Annotated in this window: 6 protein-coding genes; 5 read left to right on the top strand and 1 reads right to left on the bottom strand. The window is 40.2% G+C overall.

Features of this window, described 5'->3' with window-relative positions; genetic code table 11:
• A partial coding sequence (locus tag AAF462_07350; protein MEM7008932.1) for a hypothetical protein occupies positions 1-312 on the top strand: 312 nt, incomplete at its 5' end.
• 92 nt (positions 313-404) lie between these two features.
• Here the strand turns inward: AAF462_07350 and AAF462_07355 are convergent.
• Positions 405-1,940, bottom strand: coding sequence for an MFS transporter (locus tag AAF462_07355; protein ID MEM7008933.1), 1,536 nt, complete (start codon positions 1,938-1,940; stop codon positions 405-407).
• Between the two features lie 358 nt (positions 1,941-2,298).
• Here AAF462_07355 and AAF462_07360 point away from each other — a divergent pair, with 358 nt between their 5' ends.
• The 4 genes from AAF462_07360 to AAF462_07375 all read left to right on the top strand — a co-directional run.
• Entirely contained in the window at positions 2,299-3,414 is a 1,116-nt protein-coding gene (locus AAF462_07360) for an imelysin family protein (GenBank protein ID MEM7008934.1), read from the top strand.
• A 141-nt stretch (positions 3,415-3,555) separates the two neighbouring features.
• Positions 3,556-4,908 carry a di-heme oxidoredictase family protein gene (locus tag AAF462_07365; GenBank protein MEM7008935.1) on the top strand — a complete coding sequence of 451 codons (1,353 nt, stop codon included), beginning with the start codon at positions 3,556-3,558 and terminating at the stop codon, positions 4,906-4,908.
• A 39-nt stretch (positions 4,909-4,947) separates the two neighbouring features.
• Positions 4,948-6,519, top strand: coding sequence for a porin (locus AAF462_07370; protein MEM7008936.1), 1,572 nt, complete (start codon positions 4,948-4,950; stop codon positions 6,517-6,519).
• A 452-nt stretch (positions 6,520-6,971) separates the two neighbouring features.
• A partial coding sequence (locus AAF462_07375; protein MEM7008937.1) for a TonB-dependent receptor occupies positions 6,972-8,506 on the top strand: 1,535 nt, incomplete at its 3' end.

Here is an 8,506-nt window from a genome sequence, read left to right on the forward strand (position 1 = left end):
CGAAGATTTCAACAAATGCCTTTAATTATTCCAACTGTATTTAGGTCATTTCTTTTTTGCATCTACGTAGCGCTCTTTAAAATTCTCGAACATACTGCTATAGGACTGTTTCATGGTGAAGGCCTGACAGCCGGGTTCTATGAGATTATTGGAAAGGACAGCAATCAAATTCTTGCTACAGCTTTGGTCACATTCTGCGCGTTTTTACCATTTTTTGGCATCAAAGAATTAGGTCTAGTTATGGGCCCGGGTAAACTGAGCAAACTATTTTTCCGCAAAAGGTTTAGCTATCAAGGGATGCACAAGATATAGCAAATAATCTAGCAGAAAAGCCCTCTAAAGCCTGAGGCCAATGGTTAGAATCCCCTATCGCCCTTATTTTAAGCTAACACATTGTGGACGTGTTAGGTTGCCTTGCCTCTCTTTACATCTTTCATGATTAGAAAAATTATAGCAAAGGCTACTACGCATATTCCCATTAAGAATATAAAAGCCCCACTATACCCCCTCATAAAGGAATGCTCAAATATGGGAAGTATCTTATCCGCTGTTGCGTCAGTAAACTGGGACAATATATGCTTTGATTTGTCGGGATCGGAGAGAAGACTCCTTATAAGATCGCGCTGTTCATGACTGAGCTGTACTCCTGATGAAGCAAGTCCATTATCTAAATTATCTTTCTCGAGTAATCTAAAGATAATACCGGCAATGGCTAATCCTATAGCTCCCCCAAAATTCTGTATAGTCCAAAGAGCACCGGTAGCAGTTCCTGCAAATTCCTTCGGAACAGATGATATTGCGGCAAAAGCACCCGAGCCGTATATGAATCCCCAGCCAATACCCATAAATATGAACCCTAATAATATGTAAATATGGGTACTATTAATGCTAAAGGTAGACTGCATCAAAGCGCTCACAGCCAATGCTGCTAGTCCTACTAGGATTGGGAGCTTCGCACCTCTCTTATCTACGATCTTACCTGAGTACGGAGCTACCAAAATAATTAGCACCGTAACTGACAAAAGAAAATAGCCAATATGTGAGGAGTCTTCTCCGCGTATGTTGCCCAGGTAAAGAGGCATTAGAAAAAATGCTGCGTACGCAAATGCAAGCAGGCTAAAATTAGCGAGAGCGCCTGACATAAAGCCTCTGTTTAGAAATAAATCAAAGTCGAGAATCGGAGAACTTACGCGTTTTTCGACTATATATAGTGCAATTAATGATATCGCTGCAACAATAAACAGCATTATTGTTTTAGATGAGAACCAACCCCACACAGAAGCTTGTATAAGAACTGTTATTAAAGAGCCTATGCCAATTATCATCAATATAAAACCAGGCCAGTCTATCTTCTTATTGGAAACTTTATGTTGTATATCTCTTACACTCATTAAACATATTAGAGTGCCGATAACCAAAACTGGTATGTTTACGAAAAAGACCCATCTCCAGCTTAGTGAGCTTACAATGATTCCTCCTAAAACCGGCCCAATAGCAAGACCAATTCCTGTAGCGCTGGTCCATAAACCGATTGCTCTCCCACGTTCATTCTCTGAAAATATATTTGATATCAGAGCAAGGCTTGCAGGAATTATAATAGCGTTGGAAAATCCTTGAAGCGCGCGAAAGATAATAAGCATATCGCCGTTTGATGAAAGACCTCCCATCAAAGTTGATATACCGAACACTACAGCTCCTATGTATAGGAATAATCTACTTCCAAATATATCTCCCATTCTTCCTATGTTTACCATGAATATGCAGTTGGCCAGTACAAAAGCATTCATAACCCACTGCAGCTCCACATAATTCATCTGTAGGCTTGATTGGATTGAAGGTAGAGCTGTGCTTACAATAGTGAAATCGAGATATGCTACAACACTTAAAATACTTATGCCTGAAAGCGCCCACCACTTTCTATTTGAATCGGAAATTGGAATACGCTTGACCCTCCTTTACCTTAGTCAAAATATAGTGAGTTCTAATAAAATTAGCAAGCATATATTAATAGAAATCCGGGGTTCGAATCCCCTATCACCCCTCTTTATATATTAATTAGCTACCAATTTACCAAATATATAGTCATCTACTATCTTTTTATTATGATTATGATACTGACAATAATTACCAATTGGTAAAAATAACCGTCTAATGGCCTGTAATTATTATATATTTCTGAATAGATCTGCTTGACAAGTTTATAATCACAGTTACAGTTATGAAGTTGATATTTATTATCAATTTAGTTAAGAAGGGGCGAAAATGGCCCTAATATATAATATAAAGGAGGAAGGCTTTATGTTTGGCAAAAAAAGTCTTTTATCAGTGATTTTTGTTGTTTTACTTAGCTTTGGCCTTATTGGAGGGTGTGGTGGTTCAAGCTCTAACAATAATGGCGGTGGCGGAGGAGGCGGTGGTGGTACCAACGACGCCTTGATCCAAGCCATTATTAATCAGTATGTTGATAACGTAGTTATCGCTACATATGGAGTTCTTGCAGATCGTTCAAGCGATCTTAAAGAAGCTGTTGAGGATTTGAGAGACGATCCTACGGATGAAAATCTTGAGGCTGCTAGAGATGCATGGGTAGTTGCAAGAAGACCATGGGAGCAGACAGAGGCTTGGTTGTTTGGACCAGTGGATGCAAAAGGACACGACCCTGCACTTGATTCCTGGCCTGTAAACCGTACTGACCTACAAGCACTTCTTGATAGTGATGTAGATTTCACACCAGAGTTTATAAGAACAGCTGACCCGCTTCTAAAAGGATTTCACGGCGCTGAGTTCATTCTTTTTGACTTTGAAATAGAAGACCTAGGTGATAGAGAATTTGAATATCTTGTAGCTGTTGCTTGCGACATCGAACTTACAGCAGATGAGCTATTTACCGACTGGACACAGGGCGACGGTGGACTATTCACAGAGCCTTTCGGTCAGACTATGAAGACTGCAGGTCCTGGCAACAATGTATTTCCTTCACTAGTTACTGCACTTCAGCAAATAATTGACGGCATGTCAATTATTATTGATGAGGTTTCAGCTGGTAAAATTGCTGACCCATTTGATACAGGAGATGTAGAGTCAGTGGAAAGTCAGTTCAGCTTTAACTCACTCTTAGACTTCCAAAATGACATCAGAGGCGTGCAGAACGCTTGGCTTGGTGACTATCCGGATGAAGGACTATTTGGTCAAGGGTTAAATGATCTAATTTTCCTTGAGGACCCTGCTCTAACTGCTCAGGTTACTAACGAAATTGCAGCAGCTATTGCAGCTATTGGTAATATTCCACCACCATTTAGAGATGCAATCAACGATCCTGATGCAGCTGATGAAATTGTAGCTGCTCAGAATGCGCTTGATACATTGTTTGCTACTTTGAATGGACCGGTACTTGATATTATCAATTCTCAATAAATTCATGCTATACTAAGTGCCAATCTCAGCGGAACAAACGTTCCGCTGAGAAATCTAAATTAAAGCTAAGGTTAATTAGGAGAGTATTTAAGAATGAAAATATTAGGATTGAAAGGGAGATTGCGTTTTTTATTGCCTATTATGTTAGTTATAACATCATTTGGAATAATAGGAGGATGCGGAAGCTCTGATGGAGGCAACGCAGGTATGGGCATTGTTGTTGACCCAATAGTTCCTGCCGGAGGAGATACAAGTATTGATACTCGATCAGGTTTCGCATTTGATAACCCTGCTCCTAACCTTACTCCAGAGCTAGAGGCAGACCATGTTGCGGGTGATATAGATTTTGGAGATAGATTTGTTAGTGCTCCATCACCAGTTAACCCTGGTCTTGGGCCTTTATTTAATAATGTTTCATGCGAGTCCTGTCATACAAAAAACGGACGAGGACAGCCGATCTTTCAGGATGACAATTTAAGAAGTCAGCCTCTTATAAGAGTTTCACTACCTCAAGGAACGCCAGAATTCCCGGGTGGTCCGGTTCCTGTGCCTGGTATAGGTACTCAGATCCAGGACCATGCAATCGAGGGATTTGTGCCTGAGGCAGATATAGTACTCTCTTTTGAAGAGATGCCTGGACAATACCCTGACGGCACCCCATATAGCCTTAGAAAACCCATTTTAACAATTACACTTGCTGACGGTACTCCTATTGGTCAGGATATTCAAACTTCGATGCGTATACCGCCACCTGTGATTGGTCTTGGTCTTTTAGAAGCAATATCAGAGGAGACGCTTTTTGAATTCGCAGACCCTAATGATGAAGACGGGGACGGAGTATCCGGCAGAGTAAACATGGTATGGAACATTGTTGAATCAAGGACAGAGGTAGGAAGGTTCGGCCGAAAAGCAAATAACCCTAATCTAAGGCAGCAAACTTCTACAGCGTATTTCAATGATATGGGTGTTTCTAACCCTGACTTAAGAGACCCTGATGGTTTTTCTGACATTGATGAAGACACTCTTGCTAAGGCCACATTTTATGTACAGAGTCTGGCAGTACCAAACAGACTTCCTACGACAAATCCCGATGCCGGACGCGGCGAGGAGTTGTTTTATGCTGTGGGTTGCATCGCTTGTCACAAGCCTACTATAGTAACTGGGCAGCACCCTGATGGATTCACGCAATTTTCAAACCAGACTATTCAGGCTTTCACTGATCTCTTGCTTCATGACATGGGAGAAGGACTTGCTGATAATAGACCTGATTTCTCAGCAAACGGTCGTGAGTGGCGTACGCCGCCGCTTTGGGGATTAGGGCTAGTGCGTACGATTTCCGGTGGACCGGCCAATTATCTTCATGACGGCAGAGCAAGAACTATTGAAGAGGCAATCCTTTGGCACGGAGGAGAAGCAGAAACTGCAGTTGATGGTTTTAAGAACCTCTCTGCAGAAGAACGTGCAATGGTCTTATTTTTCTTAAGCACATTATAGGATAAAAGCGATAAAGAAAATATCAGAGGATGGACATGGATGATGAAAAAATATAATTACATACTATTAGCACTAATTTTATTGATACCTGGCTTAGTGCTGCCAAACCCCGCTTACTCCCAGAGCCCAACTAAATCAGAGCTTGAAGAAATAAAGCAGATGATGATTGAGCTTAAAAAGGATAATGAAAGAAAAGCTAAAGAAATTGAGGAGATGCGTAAGCAAAATGCTGAGCAGATCCAGGCATTAGAGGAAAAAATTAATGAGCTCTCGATAGAAAAAGCCAGAGAGCCGATTCTAGCAAAACCTAAACCACCAAAAACAGAACAGGAATACAAAGAGGAGTTTTACTCCGACCCAGATAAGTACTCTGATAAATACAGCTTCTTTGACAAGGTCAATAGCGGAGAAAAACCCTACAAGCTTCTATACAGCAAGGGACCGTTTTCTCTTCAATGGAGTGGTTATGCTGATTTGCTTGTCTCATGGTTTGACCACGGACCGGACCAAACCCGTCCCGGAGGAGCAGAGCCTAACAGCAGACTTGTATTTGACCTAGTTAGATTTGTTCTTGAACTAGAAGGTGAGATGTGGGCAGATATTGGATTTGAAGTAGAGATTGAGTTTGAGCACGGCGGAACTGGAGCCACGCTAGAAAGAGAATTTGAAGAGTTTGGAGAGATTGAGGCAGAGGTTGAAAATGGTGGTGAGGTAATCATTGAAGAACTATACGTTTGGAAAAAATTCTCAGACTGGGGAAAACTTAAAGCAGGACGTTTTTACCTGGCATTTGGACTCATACAGTATCTAGTAAAGCCAACGAACTACCTAGCTCCAAGAAGGCCAGAAGCAGAGCTTAGTATCATTCCTGGTATTTGGGATGAGATTGGTGTTAGTTTCCAATACTATGTTAATAAAAACTTGGATATAACCTTTCAGGTGGTTAACGGTCTTGATTCATCTTTCTTTGGATCACTTGGATTTATAAGAGAAGGTCAGCAAGGAAAATTTGAACTAATCGAAGCTGATGGTTTAGCTCTAGTTGGTCGTGTGGACTATAAATTCCCTGAGTTTGGATGGCTTATTGGAACTTCGGCCTACTACGGCTTTAATACAAATGCTAATAGACCCCTGGAAGATCTAAAGGGTGTAGATTCTCCACTTCTACTTCTTGATATTCATACAATACTTCAACATGGAAGATGGAGAGCAAACGCAGTTGGTATATATGGCCACCTTTGGAACGCTCAGGAAATATCTGAGAGAAACTCAAGACTACCGAACTCTCTTGGCGCACCTAGAACACCTGTTTCAGATCAGGCTGTTGCAGCTTGGGGAGAGGTTGGATATAACATAAACACTTTCGTAGGGCTTGATTATCTCCACCGTTTGGAGCCGTTTGCAAGGGTTGATTACTACGATACTGTTTATAACCCAAGAGAGACAGTGTTTGATAACCCAAGATTTGAAAATACGCTTCTTACTGGCGGGATATCATATACTTTCGCAAACTCAGTGTTTATTAAAATGGACTATGGTTACAGAATTATCGCTGCTGATGATATAAGAAATGAAAGTACAATTAACTTTGCTTGGGGATTTGTGTATTAATAAAATTACTTGCTTGGAGTGTGGGTGATTACGAAATATATGTAAGTATTTTTGGTCTATTAAACGATCACCTCACACCTTAATACTTTCCACCACAATAGCATTTAGACACTCCGAGGTCCTGGGATCCAATCCCCCACATTACCAGCTCTTTATAAAAAAGGAGCCGACACTTTCATGCCGAGACCCCAATCTAAATTGATTTTATGATTGAATAGTTGTTAAGGTAGTTCAAAACTAATACATATCCAGTTTGTTGACTGCTTAAATATAGTAGAATATATTCTATATTATTTTGTTAATGTGTCTTAAACCCGCCTAATTCAATAATTACACAATCATCAATATATATCTATTTTTGTAAATAACTTGATATTTTCTTATTCATGGATGATAATCATATTCTAAAATCGGGAATTAACTATTTCTTGTAAATAATTTAAAACAAAAGTATGAAACATTCGTTCAAATTACTAATAACTATACTAATAACTATATGCTGCGGAGCTCATGGATTTGCTCAAGATAGCGAAGATAATTCTAAAGAGCTTGAACCAGTAGTAATAACGGAAGAACCAATTGAAGATTCCTATATGGTTGATGATGCATCTTCTGCTACAAAGACTGACACGCCAATTAAATATATCCCACAATCTGTTGAAGTAATTGATCAAGACCTAATCCGTGACCAAGGCGCAATACGGCTTCGTGATGTAATCTACAATATCCCCGGCGCTTCACCTGGAGAGGTTAGTACTCTTCCGTTTCTTATTAGGGGTTTTATGGCAGAGATCTTAAGAGACGGGTTTACGCCGAGCAGTTTCTTGGCAGCAAACAGAACAGAAGAAGAATTGACCAACGTTCAGAGAATAGAAGTCGTACAGGGACCTGAATCCATTCTATATGGAAATGTTTCTGCAGGTGGGATAATAAATCTGATTACCAAAGAAGCCCTACCTTATACATATGTATCTCCCGAGCTAAACTACGGTAGTTTTGATTTCTACCGCGCAGCGATTGATATTGGAGGTCCTATACTTCCTGATAAAAGTGTACTTGGACGTTTTAACGCTTCATATCTAAATACGAATAGTTTTAGAAGATTTATTAAGGAGCAAACCTTCTTCTTTGCGCCTGTAGTTTCTTATTTCATAACTCCAAAAGTAAAACTGACTTTTCATGGTGAATACCACAATGTAGACACACCGGTAGACCAAGGTCTAGTAGCTGTGGGATCTAGAGTAGCAAATATCCCTATAAGTAGGTATCTCGGAGAGCCGGGAGACTCTGGAAGTCTTGAGAGATTCACACCACGCATAACTTTAGAATCTGAACTCACCGACAATATAAGAATGAGAAATTCATTTAGGTATTCCAAAACAAAAGTAAGAGTTGACGGCCATCAGGCTGGTTTTCTACTGCCTGATGACATAACACTTATCAGAACGTTAGTAGACTTTAATCAGGATAATGATATATACACCACTCAAAATGAGCTGTTCGTTAATGTAGATATCGCCGGAATAGAGAACAAGTTTTTGTTTGGGGTAGAGTATGTGAGAGAGAATTTTGAGGTATTCAGTAGGTCATTTGCGACAAACCCAATCAACATATTTGATCCAGTATACGGCGGCGGACCTGTTGATCCGCCAGTGATAATCGCAGTGAATAGATTTGCAAAGGTTGATAATATAGGAATCTTCGCCCAGGACCAGTTCACACTATTTGAGGATTTATATATTCTAGCTGGAATTAGATTTGATCTAATCCATCAGGACATTGATAACGAAGACCCTGTAGCACAAACCGACTTTCAAGCCTCGCAAACAGACTCAAAATTTAGCCCAAGAATCGGCATCTTATATCAATTTATTGAAGAAATGTCTGTCTATGGAAGTTTTTTACAAGGATTTAATCTATCGCCTAGAACAGGGCTTAGCTTTGAGGGGAAAATTTTCGATCCCCAAAGATTAACGCAGTTTGAGGC

The organism is Thermodesulfobacteriota bacterium (genome assembly GCA_039028315.1).
Classification (GTDB): domain Bacteria; phylum Desulfobacterota_D; class UBA1144; order Nemesobacterales; family UBA2774; genus CR02bin9.

Excerpts from the sequence above, each read along its gene's own strand:
- AAF462_07360 (MEM7008934.1), top strand. The coding sequence starts at position 2,299 with ATGTTTGGCAAAAAAAGTCTTTTATCAGTGATTTTTGTTGTTTTACTT.
- AAF462_07365 (MEM7008935.1), top strand. The coding sequence starts at position 3,556 with ATGTTAGTTATAACATCATTTGGAATAATAGGAGGATGCGGAAGCTCT.
- AAF462_07370 (MEM7008936.1), top strand. The coding sequence starts at position 4,948 with ATGATGAAAAAATATAATTACATACTATTAGCACTAATTTTATTGATA.